Here is a 17,748-nt window from a genome sequence, read left to right as displayed (position 1 = left end):
CATGTCGAACGCCCTCGGGACGATCCCGCCGGTCGAGCGGATCATCCGGATGGCGCACGCGCGGGGCGTACCCGTGCTCGTCGACGGCTCGCAGGCCGCCTATCACCGGAAAGTCGATCTCGAGGCGCTCGACTGCGACTTCTACGTCGTGACGGGCCACAAGCTCTACGGGCCGACGGGGATCGGGGCGCTCTACGGGAAGCGCGAGCATCTCGAAGCGATGCCGCCGTATCAGGGGGGCGGCGACATGATCCGTTCGGTCTCCTTCGAGAAGACGACGTGGAACGACGTGCCGTTCAAGTTCGAGGCGGGAACGCCCAACATCGCGGGCGCGATCGGACTGGGCGCCGCGATCGCATACATCGAGAAGCTCGGGATGAACGCGATCGCCGGACACGAGACGGAGCTCCTCGACCATGCGACGTCGGCTCTGGCGGACGTCGCCGATCTGCGGATCATCGGAACCGCGCGGGAGAAGGCGAGCGTGATCTCGTTCGTGCTCGGCGACATCCATCCCCACGACGTGGGCACGATTCTCGACCAGGAGGGGATCGCCGTTCGGACGGGCCATCACTGCGCCCAGCCGGTGATGGAGCGATTCGGGATTCCGGCCACCGTCCGGGCGTCCTTCGCCCTCTACAACACGAAGGCGGAGGTCGACGCGCTCGTGAAAGGAATCGCCAAGGTGAAGGAGCTGCTGGGGTGAGCGACGATCTGCGCGACCTCTACCAGGAGGTCATCCTCGATCACAACCGGAAGCCCCGGAATTTCGGGAAGCTCGAGAACGCGAACCGGAAGGCCGAAGGGCACAACCCCCTGTGCGGCGACCGCCTGACGGTCTACCTCGATCTCGAAGGCGACCGGATCCGCGACATCCGGTTCGAAGGGTCCGGATGCGCGATCTCGAAGGCCTCCGCCTCGATGATGACCTCCGAGCTCAAGGGCAAGACCGTCGAGGAGGCGGAGAACACCTTCCGGAAGTTCCATCGCATGGTCACCCAGGAGGGGGACGGCGGCGTCGAGGAGCTCGGCAAGCTCGCGGCGTTTTCCGGCGTCCGCGAGTTCCCCGTCCGCGTCAAGTGCGCGAGCCTTCCCTGGCACACGATGGAAGCCGCTCTCCACGCGGAGAAGCCGGCGGAGATCTCGACCGAGTGAACAGGATCCCTCCCGCCCTCCCGACCCCGGTCATCGTCGGCGTTCATCCGGGCGAGCGGTCTGTCCGCCGTCGCCTTCCGAAGCCTCGGCGAGGGACGGGCGGCGGCGGAAGCGAAGCAACGGGCAGGGCCGGGAATGGAGATCGCCGCGGTCGCTTCGCTCCCTCGCCATGACGGGCGAACCGTCGGCGCCCTTCCCGCTCGAGATCTCGACCGACCCTTCCCGCTTCGACCTCGACGTCGTCCACGGCTATCTCGCCCGGTCCTACTGGGCCGAAGGCGTTCCCCGCGAAATCGTCGAGCGGGCGGTTCGCGGCTCTCTCGGATTCGCCGCTTTCGAAGGGGGGCGGCAGATCGGTTTCGCCCGCGTCATCACCGACCGCGCCACGTTCGCCTATCTCGCCGACGTCTTCGTGCTCGAGGACTTCCGCGGCCGCGGCGTCGCGACGCGGATCATGGAGGCGATCGTCTCCCACCCGGACCTCCAGGGTCTCCGGCGGTGGATGCTCGTCACCCGCGACGCCCATCCCCTCTACGAAAAGTTCGGGTTCCGGCCGCTCGCCGCACCGGAGCGGCACATGGAGATCGCGCGGCCGGACATCTACTCGCGCTGAACCCGGCGGCGGCAGCGCCGCGTCCCGAGATCGCCGTTCCCCGCGCCGACGAAGGCGCGGCCCGGCATCCTTCCGACGAGACGCCGGCCGCGCCGTTTCGGATTTTGCGGTCCGCCGCATCGTGCTGGTAGTCTGCGGCCGGAGGAAGGGATGAAGCTTTTCGCTCTTTTTCTGATCGCTTTCGCCGCCGCGGCGGCGGGCGCCGCCCTCACCTATCCGAAGGCCCCGACCTCGAACGCGGTCGACGACTACCACGGGACGAAGGTGGCGGATCCGTACCGCCCCCTCGAAGACCCGGATGCCCCCGGGACTCGCCAGTGGATCGACGCGGAGAACCGGCTCACCCGCTCGTATCTCGACGCGATCCCCGAACGGAAAGAGATCGAGAAGCGCCTGACCGAGCTCTGGAACTACGAGCGGTATTCGCCTCCGGCGAAGTCCGGCGGGCGGTACTTCTTCACCCGGAACGACGGCCTTCAGAACCAGTCTCCGCTCTACGTTCTGGACCGCCTCGACGGCCAGCCGCGCGTGCTGCTGGACCCGAACACGCTGTCGAAGGACGGCACCGTCTCGCTGGCGGGCTATGCCGTCTCGAACGACGGGAAGCTCCTCGCCTACGGCACGGCGTCCGGGGGCTCGGACTGGAACGAATGGCACGTGCGCGACGTCGACACCGGGAAAGACCGTCCCGATGACCTGAAATGGATCAAGTTCTCGGGCGCGTCGTGGACGCACGACGACTCCGGCTTCTACTACTCGCGCTACGACGAGCCCGCCAAGGGAAAGGAGCTCCAGGCGATCGTCAAGAACCAGAAGCTCTTCTTCCACCGGCTCGGGACCCCGCAATCCGAAGACGCGCTGATCTACGCCCGCCCCGACAAGCCCGACTGGTTCTTCTCGGGCAACGTCACCGACGACGGGCGATGGCTGATCGTGACCAGCGGCGAGGGAACGAGCCCGAAGACCCGCGTCTACTACCGGGACCTCGCGCGGCCCTCGAGCGACTTCGTGAAGCTCTTCGACCGCTACGACGCGAAGTACCAGTTCATCGACGACGTCGGGACGACGTTCTACTTCCTCACGGACAAGGACGCGCCCCGCGGACGGGTCGTCGCCGTGGACGTCGCGTCGGCGGCGTCGGAGCCGGCGCTCGTCGACGTCGTCCCGCAGGGGGACGCGGCGATCGAAGGCGTCTCGCTCGTCGGCGACCGACTCGTCGTCGACTACCTGCAGGACGCGTCGAACCGCGTGAAGCTCTTCGCCCGCGACGGGAAATTCGAAAAGGAGATCCCGTTGCCGGCGCTCGGGACCGTCGGTGGCTTCTCCGGAAAGCGCACGGATCGCGAGACGTTCTACTCGTTCGTTTCGTTCGCCTTCCCCGTCCGCATCTATCGCTACGACTTCGACTCGGCACGGAGCACGGTCTTTCGCGAGCCGAAGGCGCCCTTCCGGCCGGAGGACTTCGATGCGAAGGAGGTCTTCTATCCGTCGAAGGACGGAACGAAGATCCCGATGTTTCTCGTCGGCAAGAAGGGGACGCTGACCCCTTCCGGCGAGCGGCCGACGCTCCTCTACGGCTACGGCGGCTTCGACCTCGCGCAGACGCCGATCTACGCCGCCCGCGTGATGACGTGGATCGAGCGGGGAGGTCTCTACGCGCTCGCCTGCATCCGCGGGGGCTCGGAATACGGCGAGGCGTGGCACGAGGCCGGGATGCTCGGGAACAAGCAGAACGTTTTCGACGACTTCGCGTGGGCGGCGAAGTGGCTGATCGCGGAGAAATACACGAATTCGAACCACCTCGCCATCCACGGCCGGAGCAACGGCGGGCTCCTGGTCGGAGCGACCGTCAACCAGCATCCGGAGCTCTTCGGGGCCGCGATCGCCCAGGCCGGCGTCATGGACATGCTCCGCTACCAGAAGTTCACGATCGGCTGGGCTTGGGCGTCGGACTACGGCTCGTCGGACAAGCCGGACGAGTTCAAGTGGTTGTACGCCTATTCGCCCGTTCACAACGTCAGGAAGGGAACGAAGTATCCGGCGGTGCTGGTCCTCACGGCCGACCATGACGACCGCGTCGTTCCGGGCCACTCCTTCAAGTACGCGGCGGCGATGCAGGCGGCGCAGGCCGGGGCGGCGCCGATCCTGATCCGGATCGAGACGCGGGCAGGTCACGGCGGCGGCGGGGACCTCGGAAGCGAGACTTCCGTCACGAAGCAGATCGAGGAATCGACCGACATTCTGGCGTTCCTCTGGAAGAACGTGGGAGAGAGAGCCGAAAAGCCGCGAAAGTGAGCGGCCTCTCCTACCGCCGGTAGGCCTCCGTCCGCACGTCCTCGAGAACGGGAAACTTCGCCCGCGCTTCCGCGACTTTCGCCGGGTCCACGTCGCCGACGAGCACCCGGTCGGCGGCGTCTCCCTCCACGATCGTCTCGCCCCAGGGATCGATCAGCGCCGAGTCGCCGGCGTAGCGGAGCTTCCCTCCCTCGCCGACGCGGTTGAGGCCCGCGACGTAAGCGAGGTTCTCGATCGCCCGCGCCCGCAACAGCGTCCGCCAGTGCTCCCGGCGCGCGTCGGGCCAGTTCGCGACGACGGCGAAGAGGTCCGTTTCCCGCGCGGCGAAGCGGAACGGCTCGGGAAACCGGAGGTCGTAGCAGACGAAGGGCGTCACCCGCACGCCCTCGACGTCGACGGTGACGACGCGCTCCCCCGCCGCGTAGTGCCGATGCTCGCCGGCGTAGGTGAAGGGATGGATCTTGGAATAGCGAACGACCGCGCCGCCGGGAGACACGACGAGCGCGGTGTTCCGCGGCGCGGGCGTCCCGGCTTCCGGAATGCTGCCGATGATCCAGAGGGAAAGCGCGGCGGCCCGCTCGCGCAGGAAGGTCTCCGTTCTTCCGCCGGGCGGCTGGGCGATCCGCGAGGCGTCCATCGAGAACCCCGTCGGGAACATCTCCGGCAGCAGCGCGAGCTTCGCGCCTTCCCGCGCCGCGCGCTCGAGCCTCTCCGCGACCCGCCGATGGTTCTCGACGACGTCTTCCCAGGCGATATCGAACTGCACCAGGGCGACGCGCAACCTCAGCCTCGGACACCCGCCCGGGCCGCTCCCTCTCCGCCGGGAGAGGGAGCCGGGGGGGTCAGGTTTCGCCGAAGGCGCTTCACGGCTTCGGCGAGCGTCTCGTCCTTCTTGCAGAACGCGAAACGCGCGTAACGCTTCCCTTCGTCCGACTTGCCGTAGAACGACGTCGGCGGGAGTGCCGCGACGCCGATCTCCGACGTCAGCCACCGGCAGAAAGCGGCGTCGTCGCCGCCGTGGAATCGCGAGAATCCCGCGCAGCAGAAGTACGTCCCGTGGGCGGGATGCACGTCGAAGCCGATCGCCGCGAGCTCGGAGGAGAGATAGTCGCGTTTCCTCCGATACGAGGCGAGGAGATCGGCGTAGTAGCTCGGCGGCGCCTCGAAGGCGGAGGCCGCGGCGTGCTGGAGAGGAGTTGCGGTCGCGAACGTGACGAACTGGTGGGCCGCGCGGACCGCCGCGGTGAGATTCGGAGGCGCCGCCGCCCAGCCGATCTTCCATCCCGTCAGCGAGAACGTCTTTCCGAACGAGGAGATCGTGATCGTGCGCTCCCGCATGCCGGGAATCGACGCCATCGGGACGTGCTTCCCCTCGTACACGAGGTGCTCGTACACCTCGTCGGTCACGCAGACGACGTCGTGCTCGCGGCAGAGGCGCGCGATCGCGTCGAGCTCGTCCCGGGAGAAGACTTTCCCCGTCGGATTGTGCGGCGTGTTCAGCATGATCGCCCGCGTCCGGGACGAGAAAGCGCCTTCGAGCTCCCGGAGATCGAATTTCCAGTCGGGGGCGCGGAGCGTGACGTACACCGCTTTCGCTCCCGCCATCGCGACGCTCGCCTTGTACGAGTCGTAGAACGGCTCGAAGAGGATCACCTCGTCCCCGGCGTCGCAGACGCCGTTGATCGCGTCGAAGATCGCCTCCGTGGCTCCGGAAGTGACCGTGATCTCCGCGTCGGCCGCATAGTCGAGCCCCCAGTCGCGGCGATACTTCTCCGAGAGCCGGCGGTGGAGCTCGGGGATCCCCGTCACGCGCGCATACTGGCCGTGGCCCGCCCGGATCGCCGCGATCGCCGCTTCCTTCGCGAACTCCGGGCCGTCGAAGTCGGGGAAGCCCTGCGCGAGATTGATCGCGCCGTGTTCGATGGCGAGGCGCGTCATCTCCGAAAAGATCGTCGTGCCGAACCCTTCGAGACGGGAGCTCAAGGCGGGGCGGGTCATGATCGGATCTCCTTTCCGTCGATCGCCCGCGCGATCGCCGCCCGCGCGAGGAGCCGGGTCGAATCGAGCGTGGGGAGCGGCGCGTCGTCGGGCCGAACGATGAGCGGCAGCTCCGTGCAGACGAGAGCCGCGCCGTCGCAGCCCCGGGCGGCGAGCGCCGCGATCACGTCGTTGAGGTAGAGGCGCGAGCCCTCCGGGAAGACGCCGTTGACGAGCTCCCGGAAGATGATCGTGTTGATCCTCTCGCGGTCCTCCGCGTCCGGAATCTCCCACCCCATCCCTCTCGGCGCGAGCGCTCCCGGATAGACCGTCGACTCCATCAGATACCGCGTGCCGAGGATCGCGAGCTTCCGGAAGCCGCGCCGCGCCGCCTCGTCCGCGACGACCTCGGCGATGTGGAGGAACGGAATCGGCGAACGGGCGACGAAGTACGGAAACGCCTGGTGCACCGTGTTGTCCGGGCAGATCGCGAAGGTCGCGCCGGCCGAGGCCACGCGCCGGGCCGAGTCGAGCAGGAGCTCCCCGACGCCCGCCCAGTCGCCGGCCCGGATGAAGTCCATGTGCTCGGCCATCGGGATCGAATCGAGCGTCACGCGGGGATGGCCGTGCTCCCCCATCGTCGCCTGGGCCTCGAGCGCGATCGTGCGGTAGCAGAGAGCCGCCCCCTCCGCGCTGCAGGCGACGATGCCGACGTGCTGCGCCACGAACGGAATCCTATCGCGCGGTCAGGAAGCCGCCGGGCGCGTGACCAGGAAGAACCCGAGCAGGCAGAAGAGCAGGCCGACGACGTTCACCCAGGAGAGCCGTTCCCGGAAGATCCACACTCCGACGGGCACGAGGATCGCCGCGAGCGCCGCGCTTCCGGCGAAGGACGCCAGGCTGATGTTCCACCCCGACCGGTACACGAAGAGGAAGCCGAACTCGATGACGAACGCGCCCACCCCGACGCCGATGCTCGCCCAGTTGGTCTGCTTCCACGACGCGCGAAGGGGCCGCGCCGCGGCAAACGGGAGGAGCAGCGCCGAGAGCGCCAGCGCCGTGACGTAGCTGACGAACACGGAGAAGACCGGATCGAGACCCCGGGGGATCGACTTCTGCGCGACGTGGTACAGGACGTTTCCGAGGACGACGAAGAGCATCGACCAGTAGAACATCGGGTCCTCCCGCGATGCGTTTATCACGGGATCCGGCGTCCCGACGGGACCTTTTCCGACGCGTTCCGCGGCCACCGGTTCGCTTCCGTGCGCTACGATCCGCGGCGATGAAGGTGCTCGGGATCGAGACTTCCTGCGACGAGACGTCGGCGGCCGTTCTCGACGGCGACGGCCGGATCCTCTCGAACGTCGTCTCTTCGCAGATGGCGATGCACGCCCGATACGGGGGCGTCGTCCCCGAAATCGCGTCGCGGCATCACCTCGAGAACCTCCCGACCGTCCTCGAGGAGAGCCTCGCGTCGGCGTCGATCGCGCTCGACGACGTCGACCTGCTGGCGGTCACGGCGGGGCCGGGGCTGATCGGCGCGCTCCTCGTCGGGCTTTCCGCGGCGAAGGCGATCGCGTTCGCGCGGGAGCTCCCGCTCGTCGCCGTCTCCCATCTCGAAGGCCATCTCTATTCCCCCTATCTCTCCGTCCGGGGCGAACCGGCCCGGGAGATCGCCCATCCCTTTCACGGGCTCGTCGTCTCGGGAGGGCATTCGGAGCTCGTGCGCGTCGAGGAGGACGCGATCGTTCCGATCGCCCGCGCGGGCGACGACGCTCCGGGGGAGGTGTTCGACAAGGTGGCCCGGCGCGCGGGCCTCGGATACCCGGGAGGGCCGATCGTCGACCGGATCGCGGCGCGCGCGAACGCCCGCCGCTTTCCCTTCAAGGTCGGCCGGTTCAACGACGGCTCGCTCGATTTCACGTTCTCCGGACTCAAATCGCAGCTCGTCCGCGAATTCGAAGCCCGCGGGCTCGAAGGCGATCGGAGCGAGCAAGAGGTGACGGGCGAGCTCGCCGACCTTCTCGCCGGCTTCCAGCGCTCGATCGTCGATCAGCTCGTCGACCGGCTCGAGGCCGTCCGCCGCCGCGAAGAGATCGAGCGGGTGGCGCTCTCCGGGGGCGTCGCCGCCAACTCGGAGATCCGCGCGACGATCGCGCGGTGGGGGGAAGAGCGGGGGATCGAGGTCTTCCTTCCGGACCGGGCGCTCACCGGCGACAATGCCGCCATGATCGCGTTCGCCGGGCTGCGGCGATTCCGCCGGGAGGGGCCGAAGGACTTCGCCGCCGTGAACGCCCGGTCGCGCTGGCCGCTCGGAGCGTAGCGTCGCGACGACGATACCGTCGCCTCGGGCGATGCCCCCTTGAACGTTTTGCCCGGACGTCAGCCGAGGATCCGGCGCAGCTGTCCCGCATGGTTGCGATCGTGCCCGGCGAGCATCCTCACGATCTTGCGGATCGTGAGCCGTCCGAAGTAGCCGTGCTCGCCGGCGCGGCGGAGCGCGGCGAAGGCCTCGAGCGCCTCGTCCGCGCGCGCTTCGGCGTACCGGCACTCCTCGACCCAGCGGTCCTGCTCCATCGGCTGGATCCGGGCTCCGGGCTCTTCCAGGATCTTGCGGATGCGGTAGCCCCACACGAGGTCGACGTCGGCGAGGTGCGACAGGATCTCGATCGCGGACCATTTTCCCGGAGCGAGGCCGGAAGTCAGCCGCCGCCGCGGCGCGCCCGCGACGAGCCGGCGGAGAGCGCGCGGCGTCGACCGGAGGACGTCGAAGGGATCGTCGTCCCCGAGATACCGCTCCATCCGCGCGAGGTACTCCCGCGCCGTTTCCCTCACGCCTGCGACTCTATCGAAACGGTCCCGCCGCGCGCCCGAAAATGGCCGCACCTCGGGCCGGGCGGCCTGATAGTCTGCCCCCCGCGGAGGAAACGATGAAAGCAGCCCCGGCCGGGCGACCGGCGCCGTCGGAATACGCCTCCTACTACGAGAAATACGTTTCGCGAGTGCCGGAAGAGGATCTGGCCGGCGCCCTCGAGGCCGACCGCGCGGCGACTTTGTCTCTTCTCCGCTCGATTCCCGAGGCGCGCGCCGGGCACCGCTACGAACCGGGAAAATGGTCGATCCGCGAGGTCTTCCGGCACGTCGTCGACACGGAACGGGTGTTCGGATTCCGAGCGTTCTGGTTCGCGCGAAACGTCGGAACTCCCCTTCCCGGTTTCGAGCAGGACGACGTGATGCGGAGCGCCCCGGCGGCGACCGCGCTCGCCGACCTCGCCGCGGAGTTCGATCTCGTGCGGCGCGGGCACCAGCGATTCTTCGAGTCTCTCGATCCGGATGCCTGGAGCCGTTCCGGGATCGCGAGCGGGAACCCGGTTTCCGTCCGGGCGCTCGCGGCGATCATCACCGGGCACTCCCGGCATCACACCGCGGTCCTCGAAGAACGCTACCTCTGAGCGGACCGTTCGGTGGCCGGCAGTCCCGGACTCGAGACCGAGCGACTCCTCCTTCGGGAGACGACATCCGGCCTGCCGCACGTCGTGTTCGGGTGTCGCGGAATTCCTGACGATCGGGGATCCCGCGCCGGGCGTCGCGGCTAGAACCAGCGGCGCGTTCGACGCGCATATGCCCGATACGATTCGCCGAACTTCGCTTCCAGGTAGCGCTCCTCGCGCGGCACCTGCGTTCCGTTGACGATCCCCAGGAAGATCGCGAGCATCAAGAGGTGCCATCCGCTCCGGGCGAGGACGACGATTCCCGCGAGCAAGACCGCCATCGAGAGGTAAATCGGGTTGCGCGTCCACCGGTAGATCCCGTGGGCCACCAGCGCGCCCGAGGAACGATGCGGCAGCGGGCTGGAACCCCCTTCCGCGAGGGCACGGGCGGCCGCGAGACCGAGCGCGAAACCGCCGAGGAGCAGGATCCCGCCCGCGATGCGCGCCGGGATCACCGGGATCGGCAGGGGGAAGGGTTGCCAGACGTTGAGGAGGAATCCCAGGAGGATCGCGACGGCGAGCACGGCGGGCGGCGGCACCGGCGCCCCGACGGCGTCCTTTTCAGAATGGGCTCTCGCCATGAGGGGAGTCTACTTCGCCACGAGCGCGGGACATCGCGGCTTCTGAAGACGGCTCGATGCAGATCCGCCCCTGCTCATCCTCGCCATTCGAAGCAGCCGCGTCTGAGGTCCGACAGCGCCTGGCCGATCTCTTCGCGCGTGTTCATCACGAACGGCCCGTAGCGCGCGACCGGCTCGTTCAGAGGCTTCCCCGAAACCAGCAGGAAGCGCGTCCCTTCCGCTCCCGCGCGAATCGACACCGAGTCGCCGTCGGCGAAGACGACGAGTTTCGGCGCGGCGACGGGACGTCCGTCGATCACCGCTTCTCCGCGGAAGACGTACGCGAATGCCGCGTGTCCCCGGGGAACGGGATATTCGAAGAGCTCCTTGCCCGGCAGGTCGACGTCCAGATACGTCGGATTCGCCGCGATGTCGGCGATCGCGCCGTCGACGTCGCCCACTTTCCCCGCGACGACGCGGATCTTCGCGTTTCCATGGGCGACCTCCGGGATCGTGCGGTCGGCGGCCTCCTGGTAGCTGGGCCGGGACATCTTGAGCTTCGCCGGAAGGTTCACCCAGAGCTGGAAGCCTTCGAGCCTCCCTTTCCGGATCTGCGGCATCTCCTCGTGCTGGAGACCGCCGCCGGCGGACATCCACTGGATGTCTCCCGGGCCGACCTCGCCCGCATGCCCCATCGTGTCGCGGTGACGCACGACGCCATCGAGCATGTAGGTCACCGTTTCGATCCCTCGATGCGGATGCATCGGGAACCCCGCGATGTACTCGTCCGGGTCGTCGGATCCGAAATGGTCGAGGAGCAGGAACGGGTCGAGATAGTCGAGCACCGGCGTCGCGATGCTCCGCCGCAGGCGGACCCCGGCCCCGTCCATCGTCTCCATCGGCTCCACCACCCCGGCGATCTTCCTGACGTTTTCCATGAATCGATTCCTTTCGTCCCAAAATGCGCGGAGGCGAGACCGCCGGCCGCGGCTCGCCCCGGAAACCACCCTAGCAAACCTGTCAAGGGGGGGCTTCCCGGCCGGCGGCGGGCCCCCTTGACGAGAAATAGAATCAGAATTCTAATTCCTGAATGCACCGAAGGTCCCGCCCCGCTCCCGCCGCCGGCCTCCGCCGCCCGACGCAGGCCCGCAGCCGCGCGACGTTCGATCGTCTGATGACCGCCGCGGCGGAGCTCCTCGCCGAGCGGCGATTCGAGGAGGCGAGCGTCGCCGAGATCGTCGAGCGCGCCGGCTCGTCGGTCGGCGCCTTCTACGCGCGCTTCCGAAGCAAGGAGGGACTCCTCCACGAGCTCGACGAGCGCCTTTTCGAGGCCGGCCGCGCCTCCTGGAAGGAATTCCTCGCCGATGCCCGCTGGCGGCGCGCCGGGGCCGGCGAGATCCTCGATGCCGTCGTCGACCGGCTCGTCGAAAAACGGCGGGAGCGCCACGGGCTGCTGCGGGCCCTCGCCCTGTACGTGCGTTCGAACCCGGAGTCGGCATTCGCCCGCCGGAGCGCGCGGCTCAACCGGATCCTGGTCGAGCGATTGACCGCGCTCCTCGAGACGCGCCGCGGCCAGATCGGCCATCCGCGCCCGGCGGAAGCGATTCCGTTCGCGATCCAGATCGCCGACAGCGTCACGCGCGACACGATCGTCTTCGCGGAGAGCGCGCTCGCCCCGAGGCGCGCCGACCGGGCCCTGAAAGCCGAGCTCTCGCGCGTCCTGCGTCTCCATCTCGCCGTGAAGGAGAAGTGATGCCCGAGATGCCGCCGTTCGAGCAGCTGATCCGGATGGAGATCGTCCATCGGGTCCGCGGTATGGACGCGGTCTCCGTCGAGCGGAACCGGACTTACGCCTCCCCCGGAGGCGAGCCGCTGGCGATGGACGTCTATCGCCCGGGCGGCGCGCCGGCGGGCCGGCATCCCCTCGTCCTGTTGGTCCACGGCGGACCGATCCCGAAGCTCGGAGCGAAGAACATGGGGGTCTTCACGTCGTACGGGCGCTTGCTCGCGGCATCGGGGCTGGTCGGCGTCGCCTTCGACCACCGGTTCCTCGCGCCCGATCGCCTGCCGGACGCGGCCGACGACGTCGCCGCCGCTCTCGCGCACGTTCGAGAGCAGGCCGACGACCTCGGAATCGACCGGGATCGCGTCGCGGTGTGGGTTTTCTCCGGAGGCGGGCCGCTCCTCTCCCTCGCGCTGAAGGGTGCGCCGGCCCACGTCCGCGCGATCGTCGCGTTCTATGCGGCGCTCGACATCCGGGAGAAGGCGCCGGGGGCTTCGCCTTCGATCACCGACGACATGCGGCGGGAATTCTCCCCGGCTCATCACGTGCGGGCGGAGAAGGGCCGCACGGCGCCGATCCTCGTGGCCCGCGCGGGCCTCGATCATCCGTTCATGAACGCGTCGATCGACCGGTTCGTCTCGGAGGCGCTCGCGGCCAACGCGGAGATCGACGTCATGAACCATCCCCGCGGCCGGCACGGATTCGATTTCCTCGACGACGATGCCCGTTCGCGCGAGATCATCGCGAGGACGGTCGAGTTCCTGAAAGCCCGGCTCCGATGAGCCGCTTCCGGTCGCGCGCGACCATCGCGAGGGCGATTCGATTCTCGACGGCACGCCTCTTCGGATAGCGCCGACGCCCGTTCGCGCGAGATCATCGCGAGGACGGTCGAGTTCCTGAAAGCCCGGCCGCGGTGAGCCGCTCTGCGCGCCGATCGTTGCGGGGACGGTCGGACTCCGGTGAGCGCCGGGTTCGCGCCCGGCCTCGCGAGGAGGGCCGACCGCTCCTCCTCCCGTCCCGCCGGCAGCGCAACTCCTGGTTTTTCCCATATGATCAGCGGTTCGAATGACGGACCCGAAGCTCATCCGCAACTTCTCGATCGTGGCGCACATCGACCACGGCAAGACGACGCTGTCGGACCGCATCCTCCAGCTCTGCGGCGCCGTCTCGGAACGCGAGATGGGCGAACAGATGCTCGACGACATGGAGCTCGAGCAGGAGCGCGGCATCACGATCAAGGCGCGCTCCGTCACGCTCCGCTATCCCGCGCGCGACGGCAAGACCTATACGTTCAACCTGATCGACACTCCCGGGCACGTCGATTTCTCCTACGAAGTCTCCCGCTCGCTCGCCGCGTGCGAGGGCGCGGTGCTCGTCGTCGACGCGACCCAGGGCGTCGAGGCGCAGACGCTCGCCAACGCGTATCTCGCGATCCACAACAATCTCGAAATCGTCCCGATCATCAACAAGATTGATCTGCCGTCGGCCGAACCCGAGAAGGCGAAGGAGCAGATCGAGCAGGTCGTGGGTCTCCCGGCGCACGACGCGGTCCTCGTCTCGGCCAAGCAGGGCACGGGGGTGGCCGAGGTCCTCGAACGCATCGTCGAGCGGATCCCGCCGCCGAAGGGGGACCCGAAGGCTCCGCTGAAAGCGCTGCTCTTCGACTCCTGGTACGACCCCTACCGCGGCGTCACTTCTCTCGTTCGCGTCCTCGACGGGACCCTCGCGGCCGGGAAGAAGATCCGGTTCATGAACACCGGCCAGGAAGTCGAGGTCGAGGAGGTCGGCATCTTTTCTCCGAAGGCCGAGAGGGTCGACGCGCTCTCCGTGGGAGAAGTCGGGTTCCTTTGGGCGAACATCAAGGACCTGCATTCCACGAAGATCGGAGACACGATCACCGACGCCCGTCACCCCACGGCGGAGCCGCTTCCCGGATTCGAGGAAGCCAAGCCGATGGTCTTCTCGGGCCTCTTCCCGACCGATGCCGACGACTACCCGGCTCTCCGAGACGCGATGGAGAAGCTGCGCCTGAACGACGCGTCGTTCTCGTGGGAACCGGAAACCTCGTCCGCCCTCGGGTTCGGATTCCGCTGCGGTTTCCTCGGGCTCCTCCACATGGACATCGTCCAGGAGCGTCTGGAGCGCGAGTTCAACCTCGACCTCATCACGACCGCGCCGTCGGTCGGCTACCGCGTGCGGACGACGTCGGGCGACGTGATCGAGGTCGACAATCCGGCGAAGCTTCCGCCGCCGCAGAACATCGAGCGGATCGACGAGCCGTACATCAGCGCGACGATCATCACGCGCGACGACTTCCTCGGGGGGCTGCTGAAGCTCTGCGAGGAGCGGCGCGGGACGCAGAAGTCGATGGAGTACCTCTCGGCCAACCGCGTCGTCCTGACCTACGACTTCCCGCTGAACGAGATCGTCCTCGACTTCTACGACAAGCTGAAGTCGCTCTCGAAGGGGTACGCCTCCTTCGACTACCAGCTCGCCGGCTATCGCGAGGGGAAGCTCGCGAAGCTCGACATCCTCGTCAACGGTGAGCCGGTCGACGCCCTGTCCCTGATCGTCCACGCCGAAGAGGCGCCGCTCAAGGGGCGCGAGCTCGCCCGCAAGATGAAGGAAATCATCCCCCGCCAGATGTTCGAGGTCGCCATCCAGGCGGCCATCGGCGCGAAGATCGTCGCCCGCGAGACCATCTCGCCGATGCGCAAGAACGTGCTCGCCAAGTGCTACGGCGGCGACATCACCCGGAAGCGCAAGCTCCTGGAGAAGCAGAAAGAGGGAAAGAAGCGGATGAAGCGGGTCGGGCGTGTCGACATCCCCCAGGAAGCGTTCCTCGCCGTGCTCAAGGTCGACTGACGCCGTTCCCGCCGCCCGTGATCTTCGTCGACCTCTCCCACACGATCGCTGCGGGGATGCTCACTTACCCGGGCCTGCCGGCGCCCGAGATCTCGGAGCATCTCGGCCGCGAGGAGTCGCGCTCGCGCTACGCGCCGGGCACCGAGTTCCAGATCGGACGAATCGCGATGGTCGGCAACACGGGAACGTACCTGGATTCCCCTTTCCACCGCTATGCGGGAGCCGCGGACCTTTCCGATCTCCCGCTGGACCGGATCGCGGATCTGCCCGGAATCGTCGTTCGCGCGCGGGGAAGGACCGCGATCGGGCCCGGCGTCTTCGACGGAATCGAGATCCGCGGCCAGGCGGTTCTGATCCACACGGGCTGGGACCGGCACTGGGGAACTCCCGCCTATCTCGACTCCGGCGCGCACCCGCACGTGACCGGCGAAGCCGCGGCGCGCCTGGCGGAAGGCGAGCCCGCGCTCGTCGGAATCGACTCCCTGAACATCGATCGGATCGAAGGAGGCGAGAGGCCCGCGCACTCGGCGCTCCTTGCCCGGGGCATTCCGATCGTCGAGCACCTGACGGGGCTCGGCGCCCTTCCCGATTCCGGCTTCCGCTTCTTCGCCGTCCCCCCCCGGGTGCGGCGGTTCGGCACGTTCCCGGTGCGCGCCTTCGCGCTCCTGCCGGGCTAGCGGGAAAAGGTGCGGCCGCGGCGGACGTCTTCCGAGCGGCGCGTGAAGAGGGTCGGAACGGGCGACGACCGCCGCTCCGGGCCGGCGTATTCGAGCGGCGGCCGCTGGCGATACATGCAGGATGGACAGCAGGGGCGGCCCTCGACGAGATAGAGGAGCCCGGAGCGTCCGCAGAGATCGCAACGGGACGGCGCGCTCATCGAGCGCCGCCGATTGCAAGAACGGGGCCCGTCAGCCCTTGGCGGGCTTCTTCCCCTTGAAGTCCCCTTCGCGGCGGAGATACATGGTGGGAACCTGGCGACGCCGTCTCTCGGGACCCGTGTACCGGAGCGGCGGCCGCTTCTTGGAGAGACAGGAGGGGCAGTACGGCGAGCCTTCGTGCATGTAGATGATCCCTTCCTTGCCGCACGCGGCGCAGGACAGCTTTTCTGCTGAACTCACGTCCCCTCCGTTGGAGAACACATTGTAGAAGAAACCCGGAGCGATTTCCCTTATTTCGACAGATTCTTCCGGTAGGCACACTCCGGGTTGTCGCAGAACAGGAAGGTCCCTTCCTTCTTCGTGCTCTTCTGCAGCACGTACGGGCGGCCGCACTGCGGACACGGCTCCGGGATCGGCTTGTGGCGGAACGCGAAGTCGCACTTCGGATAGTTCGCGCACGGATAGAAGAATCCGAACCGGCCGCGGCGCTCGATGATGCGGCCTCCGTCCTTCGGACACGAGACGCCGGTCTCGACGACCGGCTTCGGCGGGCGGTACTTGCATTTCGGATAGTTCCCGCACGCCACGAACTCCCCGAAGCGGCCGCGCTTCCTGACGAGGTCGCCGCCGCATTCCGGACACTTCTCTCCGGTCAGCTGGGGCTCCGCGGCCGCCCGGCTGGCCGCCGCCGCGATCGCGACCGTGTTCCGGCACTTCGGATACGCGGAGCATCCGAGGAACGGGCGGTCTCCGGACTGGCGGAGCTTCATCGGCGAGCCGCACTCCTCGCAGCTCTGGTTCTCGTACTCCGAGAGGTCGGTCGCGTCCTCCTCCGTCTCGGGCACGTGATAGGTGAACTCGCAGTCCGGATACCCCGAGCAGGCGATGAAGAGGCCGTTCTTCCCCATCCGGAGCTTCAGCGGCTTGCCGTCGTTCGGGCAGGTGTCCGCGATCTCCGGAACGAGCGCGAACCCGAACGCCTTGCGCGCGTCCTTCAACGGGATGCCCGCCTTCTGCGACACCATCTTCGCGAGGGCGCGGTCGCGGTCCTTGCTGAACTTCTTGTCGAAGTCGGCGAGCGCCTTCGTCCAGGTGAGTTTCCCCTCCTCCACCTGGTCGAGTTCCTCCTCGAGACGCGCCGTGTAGCCGGTCTCGAAGAAATCGTCGAAGTAGGGGATGAGCATCTCGATGACGACCCTCCCGAGCGCGGTCGGGTAGAAACGCTTGTCCTTCTTCCGGACGTACTCCCGGTCCTCGATCTTCCGGAGGATTTCCGCGTACGTCGAGGGGCGGCCGATGCCGTTCTCCTCCATGTACTTCACGAGCGAAGCCTCGTTGAAACGCGGCGGGGGCTGCGTGAAGTGCTGCTCGGGCGAAAGCGCGGCCACCCGGAGCGCCTCTCCCTCCGAGAGCGGAGGAACCGCGGAGCTCCCCTCCTTTTCCGCCCCGTCGTCGTCCTCTTCGGCGACGCCGTACACGGCGAGATACCCCGGAAACCGGACGGTGGAACCGGTCGCCCGATACCGCGCGCGGCCCGCCGCGATGTCGGCGGTCACGACGTCGGAGATCGCCGGGTTCATCTGCGAGGCGACGAAGCGCTCCCAGATCACCCGATAGAGCTTCGCCTCCTCGGACGAGAGCGCGCCGGCGAGCGCCGACGGAGGGAGGTCCATCATCGTCGGGCGGATCGCCTCGTGCGCTTCCTGCGCGCCGGCGCGGGACTTGAAGAAGCGCGGCGATTCGGGAAGGTACTCGGCTCCGTACGTCGCCGCGATGTGCTCGCGGAGGGCGGCGAGCGCGTCGTCGGAGGTTCGCGTCGAGTCGGTGCGCATGTAGGTGATGAGGCCGACCGTCCCGCGACCCGGGACTTCCCTTCCCTCGTAGAGACGCTGCGCGACCTGCATCGTGCGTCGCACCGAGAACCCGAGCCGCCGGGACGCGACCTGCTGGAGCTGGGACGTGATGAACGGCGGAGGAGGGGACTTCTTCCGCTCCGACTTCTCGACCCGCTCGACGGTCCACGGGGCGCTCTCGACCTCGCGGCGGATCCGCGCGGCGGATTCGCCGTCGGCGAGCTTCGGGTCCGATCCGTCGAACTTGAGCTTCTCGCCGTCCCACGAAAACAGGCGTG

The 17,748-nt window shown here is 68.1% G+C and carries 20 protein-coding genes; 10 read left to right on the top strand and 10 right to left on the bottom strand.

Features of this window, described 5'->3' with window-relative positions; all coding sequences use genetic code 11:
- From VFS34_07810 to VFS34_07795, 4 genes are all read left to right on the top strand, one after another.
- On the top strand, nt 1-706 hold a 706-nt coding region (locus tag VFS34_07810; protein ID HET9794353.1), incomplete at its 5' end, for a cysteine desulfurase.
- Entirely contained in the window at nt 703-1,155 is a 453-nt protein-coding gene (locus VFS34_07805) for an SUF system NifU family Fe-S cluster assembly protein (protein ID HET9794352.1), read from the top strand. The genes VFS34_07810 and VFS34_07805, both read left to right, overlap by 4 nt.
- 169 nt (nt 1,156-1,324) lie before the next feature.
- A complete protein-coding gene (locus VFS34_07800; protein HET9794351.1) occupies nt 1,325-1,768 on the top strand; it encodes a GNAT family N-acetyltransferase in 444 nt (147 codons plus the stop codon).
- A gap of 150 nt (nt 1,769-1,918) precedes the next feature.
- Nucleotides 1,919-4,063 carry a prolyl oligopeptidase family serine peptidase gene (locus VFS34_07795; GenBank protein ID HET9794350.1) on the top strand — a complete coding sequence of 715 codons (2,145 nt, stop codon included), beginning with the start codon at nt 1,919-1,921 and terminating at the stop codon, nt 4,061-4,063.
- Between the two features lie 10 nt (nt 4,064-4,073).
- Here VFS34_07795 and VFS34_07790 read toward each other — a convergent pair whose 3' ends face one another.
- Genes VFS34_07790 through VFS34_07775 form a run of 4 tightly spaced genes read right to left on the bottom strand, consistent with a single transcriptional unit; the run spans nt 4,074 to nt 7,290 of the window.
- Nucleotides 4,074-4,844: a carbon-nitrogen family hydrolase gene (locus VFS34_07790; protein HET9794349.1), complete on the bottom strand. Its 771-nt coding sequence runs from the start codon at nt 4,842-4,844 to the stop codon at nt 4,074-4,076.
- Nucleotides 4,845-4,846: 2 nt separating this feature from the next.
- Entirely contained in the window at nt 4,847-6,061 is a 1,215-nt protein-coding gene (locus tag VFS34_07785; GenBank protein ID HET9794348.1) for a methionine aminotransferase, read from the bottom strand.
- Nucleotides 6,058-6,765, bottom strand: coding sequence for an amino acid racemase (locus VFS34_07780; GenBank protein ID HET9794347.1), 708 nt, complete (start codon nt 6,763-6,765; stop codon nt 6,058-6,060). The genes VFS34_07785 and VFS34_07780 overlap by 4 nt, the downstream gene beginning before the upstream one ends.
- A 21-nt stretch (nt 6,766-6,786) precedes the next feature.
- Nucleotides 6,787-7,290, bottom strand: a complete 504-nt coding sequence (locus tag VFS34_07775) for an EamA family transporter (GenBank protein ID HET9794346.1) — start codon at nt 7,288-7,290, stop codon at nt 6,787-6,789.
- 32 nt (nt 7,291-7,322) lie between these two features.
- Here VFS34_07775 and tsaD point away from each other — a divergent pair, with 32 nt between their 5' ends.
- Nucleotides 7,323-8,363, top strand: coding sequence for a tRNA (adenosine(37)-N6)-threonylcarbamoyltransferase complex transferase subunit TsaD (gene tsaD / locus VFS34_07770; GenBank protein ID HET9794345.1), 1,041 nt, complete (start codon nt 7,323-7,325; stop codon nt 8,361-8,363).
- Nucleotides 8,364-8,422: 59 nt separating this feature from the next.
- On the opposite strand, the gene VFS34_07765 is transcribed toward tsaD, so the two are convergent.
- A complete protein-coding gene (locus VFS34_07765; protein ID HET9794344.1) occupies nt 8,423-8,875 on the bottom strand; it encodes a DinB family protein in 453 nt (150 codons plus the stop codon).
- Nucleotides 8,876-8,970: 95 nt separating this feature from the next.
- Between VFS34_07765 and VFS34_07760 the strand changes: the two genes are divergently transcribed.
- Nucleotides 8,971-9,492, top strand: a complete 522-nt coding sequence (locus VFS34_07760; GenBank protein HET9794343.1) for a DinB family protein — start codon at nt 8,971-8,973, stop codon at nt 9,490-9,492.
- A gap of 140 nt (nt 9,493-9,632) precedes the next feature.
- On the opposite strand, the gene VFS34_07755 is transcribed toward VFS34_07760, so the two are convergent.
- Both VFS34_07755 and VFS34_07750 read right to left on the bottom strand, forming a co-directional pair.
- Nucleotides 9,633-10,112 carry an isoprenylcysteine carboxylmethyltransferase family protein gene (locus VFS34_07755; GenBank protein ID HET9794342.1) on the bottom strand — a complete coding sequence of 160 codons (480 nt, stop codon included), beginning with the start codon at nt 10,110-10,112 and terminating at the stop codon, nt 9,633-9,635.
- 74 nt (nt 10,113-10,186) lie between these two features.
- Nucleotides 10,187-11,029 carry a pirin family protein gene (locus VFS34_07750; GenBank protein ID HET9794341.1) on the bottom strand — a complete coding sequence of 281 codons (843 nt, stop codon included), beginning with the start codon at nt 11,027-11,029 and terminating at the stop codon, nt 10,187-10,189.
- 152 nt (nt 11,030-11,181) lie between these two features.
- On the opposite strand from VFS34_07750, the gene VFS34_07745 reads away from it, so the two are divergent.
- The 4 genes from VFS34_07745 to VFS34_07730 all read left to right on the top strand — a co-directional run bounded on the left by VFS34_07745 (nt 11,182) and on the right by VFS34_07730 (nt 15,416).
- Nucleotides 11,182-11,844 carry a helix-turn-helix domain-containing protein gene (locus VFS34_07745; protein ID HET9794340.1) on the top strand — a complete coding sequence of 221 codons (663 nt, stop codon included), beginning with the start codon at nt 11,182-11,184 and terminating at the stop codon, nt 11,842-11,844.
- Nucleotides 11,844-12,656 (top strand): alpha/beta hydrolase, encoded by an 813-nt coding sequence (locus tag VFS34_07740; GenBank protein ID HET9794339.1) that lies wholly within the window; start codon nt 11,844-11,846, stop codon nt 12,654-12,656. Before VFS34_07745 ends, VFS34_07740 begins: the two co-directional genes overlap by 1 nt.
- A 283-nt stretch (nt 12,657-12,939) precedes the next feature.
- Nucleotides 12,940-14,739, top strand: coding sequence for a translation elongation factor 4 (gene lepA, locus VFS34_07735; protein ID HET9794338.1), 1,800 nt, complete (start codon nt 12,940-12,942; stop codon nt 14,737-14,739).
- Nucleotides 14,740-14,756: 17 nt separating this feature from the next.
- Nucleotides 14,757-15,416: a cyclase family protein gene (locus VFS34_07730; GenBank protein ID HET9794337.1), complete on the top strand. Its 660-nt coding sequence runs from the start codon at nt 14,757-14,759 to the stop codon at nt 15,414-15,416.
- On the opposite strand, the gene VFS34_07725 is transcribed toward VFS34_07730, so the two are convergent.
- The 3 genes from VFS34_07725 to VFS34_07715 all read right to left on the bottom strand — a co-directional run.
- The gene (locus VFS34_07725; protein HET9794336.1) at nt 15,413-15,616 is read right to left on the bottom strand and encodes a hypothetical protein; all 204 of its coding nucleotides are present in this window, start codon (nt 15,614-15,616) and stop codon (nt 15,413-15,415) included. The genes VFS34_07730 and VFS34_07725 overlap by 4 nt on opposite strands.
- 31 nt (nt 15,617-15,647) lie before the next feature.
- Entirely contained in the window at nt 15,648-15,857 is a 210-nt protein-coding gene (locus VFS34_07720; protein ID HET9794335.1) for a hypothetical protein, read from the bottom strand.
- A gap of 50 nt (nt 15,858-15,907) precedes the next feature.
- Nucleotides 15,908-17,748: DNA topoisomerase (locus tag VFS34_07715; GenBank protein ID HET9794334.1), on the bottom strand; the 1,841-nt coding region annotated here is incomplete at its 5' end.

It is taken from the genome of Thermoanaerobaculia bacterium (genome assembly GCA_035717485.1).
Lineage (GTDB): Bacteria > Acidobacteriota > Thermoanaerobaculia > UBA5066 > DATFVB01 > DATFVB01.
This window is presented reverse-complemented; position numbering and strand designations above follow the sequence as displayed.

Coding starts and splice junctions, on each gene's coding strand:
- VFS34_07785 (HET9794348.1), bottom strand. CDS start 6,061: ATGACCCGCCCCGCCTTGAGCTCCCGTCTCGAAGGGTTCGGCACGACG.
- VFS34_07740 (HET9794339.1), top strand. CDS start 11,844: ATGCCCGAGATGCCGCCGTTCGAGCAGCTGATCCGGATGGAGATCGTC.
- tsaD (HET9794345.1), top strand. CDS start 7,323: ATGAAGGTGCTCGGGATCGAGACTTCCTGCGACGAGACGTCGGCGGCC.
- VFS34_07760 (HET9794343.1), top strand. CDS start 8,971: ATGAAAGCAGCCCCGGCCGGGCGACCGGCGCCGTCGGAATACGCCTCC.
- lepA (HET9794338.1), top strand. CDS start 12,940: ATGACGGACCCGAAGCTCATCCGCAACTTCTCGATCGTGGCGCACATC.
- VFS34_07725 (HET9794336.1), bottom strand. CDS start 15,616: ATGAGCGCGCCGTCCCGTTGCGATCTCTGCGGACGCTCCGGGCTCCTC.
- VFS34_07750 (HET9794341.1), bottom strand. CDS start 11,029: ATGGAAAACGTCAGGAAGATCGCCGGGGTGGTGGAGCCGATGGAGACG.
- VFS34_07745 (HET9794340.1), top strand. CDS start 11,182: ATGCACCGAAGGTCCCGCCCCGCTCCCGCCGCCGGCCTCCGCCGCCCG.
- VFS34_07795 (HET9794350.1), top strand. CDS start 1,919: ATGAAGCTTTTCGCTCTTTTTCTGATCGCTTTCGCCGCCGCGGCGGCG.
- VFS34_07755 (HET9794342.1), bottom strand. CDS start 10,112: ATGGCGAGAGCCCATTCTGAAAAGGACGCCGTCGGGGCGCCGGTGCCG.
- VFS34_07800 (HET9794351.1), top strand. CDS start 1,325: ATGACGGGCGAACCGTCGGCGCCCTTCCCGCTCGAGATCTCGACCGAC.